We start from the raw sequence: 1,666 nt of genomic DNA on the forward strand, positions 1-1,666 counted from the left end.
GGAGGGAGCAGGGGGCCGCAGTCCCACTGCTGGAAGATCAACCGGGTCTCCACCCGCGCCACTTCGCGCCGCGCCGTGAACTCGTCGAGGACCAGCCGCTGGAGGTCCGCCATGTCGGCGACCGCCACGTGCACGAGGTAGTCGTCGGGCCCGGTGAGATGGAAGACCGTACGGGACTCCGGCAGCGCTTTGATCCGGTCCACGAACGGTCCCACCAGCTCCCGCCGGTGCGGCCTGACCTGCACGGACAGCAGCGCCTCCAGACCGCGGCCCAGCTTGGCCGGATCGAGCCTCAGCTGATGACCGAGGATCACGCCGGACCGGCGCAGCCGTGTCACCCGGTCCAGACACGTCGACGGCGCGACACCGACCTGCGCCGCGAGATCGCGGTAGGTCGTCCGTGCGTCGTTCTGCAAGAGCCGCAGAAGGTGGAGGTCCACCGGATCCAGTACGACAGATTCGGCCATGGGGCGAACGTAACACGGAGGGATGCCGCACAGCCCCGGTCAGTGTTCAGTCTGCTGCCCATGGACTCCGGTATCGACTGTGACGCGACCGTGAACACCCTCACGGCGGCCCCCAGGGCCCTCGCCACCGAAGCCGTGCACGCCGGGCGCGAGGACCTCGCGCGCCAGGGGCTGCACGCCGCGCCGATCGACCTCTCCACCACCTACCCCTCGTACGACAGCCGTGGTGAGGCCGCCCGGATCGACGCCTTCGCCGCCGGCGGCGGGGAGCTCGAGGGCCCGCCGGTCTACGGGCGGCTCGGCAATCCGACCGTCGCCCGCTTCGAGACCGCCCTCGCCCGCCTCGAAGGCACCGAGAGCGCGGTCGCGTTCGCGAGCGGCATGGCGGCGCTGAGCGCCGTGCTGCTCGTACGGAACGCGATGGGGCTGCGTCATGTCGTGGCCGTACGGCCCCTGTACGGCTGCAGCGACCATCTTCTGACCGCGGGCCTGCTCGGGTCCGAGGTGACCTGGGTCGACCCGGCGGGCATCGCGGAGGCGTTGCGCCCCGACACCGGGCTGGTGATGGTGGAGTCCCCGGCCAACCCGACGCTCGCCGAGATCGACCTGCGCGCCGTGGCCCACGCCTCCGGCTCGGTGCCCCTCCTCGCCGACAACACGTTCGCGACGCCCGTGCTGCAACGGCCGGCGGAGCGGGGCGCGCGGCTCGTGCTGCACAGTGCGACGAAGTACCTGGGCGGGCACGGGGACGTGATGGCGGGTGTGGTGGCCTGCGACGAGGAGTTCGCGGGGCGGTTGCGCCAGGTCCGCTTCGCCACGGGCGGTGTACTCCATCCGCTCGCCGGCTATCTGCTGCTGCGCGGTCTGTCGACCCTGCCGGTGCGCGTCCGCGCGGCCTCGGCGACCGCCGCGGAACTCGCCCGCCGCCTCGCCGTCGACCCGCGGGTGGCCCGCGTGCACTATCCGCGCATCGGTGGCGCCATGGTCGCCTTCGAGGTGAACCGGGACCCGCACGACGTCATAGCCGGGGTCCGTCTGATCACCCCGGCCGTGAGTCTCGGCAGCGTCGACACCCTGATCCAGCACCCGGCGTCCATCAGCCACCGCATCGTGGAGGAGTCCGACCGGCGGGGTGCGGGGGTGAGTGATCGGCTGCTGCGGATGTCCGTGGGGCTGGAGGACGTCGAGGACCTGTGGGC

At 72.1% G+C, this 1,666-nt stretch carries 2 protein-coding genes; one reads left to right on the top strand and one right to left on the bottom strand.

The window, feature by feature from the left end:
- Positions 1-467 (bottom strand): Lrp/AsnC family transcriptional regulator (locus tag FNH04_RS45735; protein ID WP_152792110.1); only part of this gene is annotated, 467 nt, incomplete at its 3' end.
- Positions 468-527: 60 nt separating this feature from the next.
- Between FNH04_RS45735 and FNH04_RS45740 the strand changes: the two genes are divergently transcribed.
- Positions 528-1,666, top strand: a 1,139-nt coding sequence (locus tag FNH04_RS45740) for a trans-sulfuration enzyme family protein (RefSeq protein WP_152792111.1), incomplete at its 3' end; no start/stop codon positions are given.

This window comes from Streptomyces phyllanthi (assembly GCF_009377205.1).
In the GTDB taxonomy this organism is placed as follows: Bacteria; Actinomycetota; Actinomycetes; order Streptomycetales; family Streptomycetaceae; genus Streptomyces; species Streptomyces phyllanthi.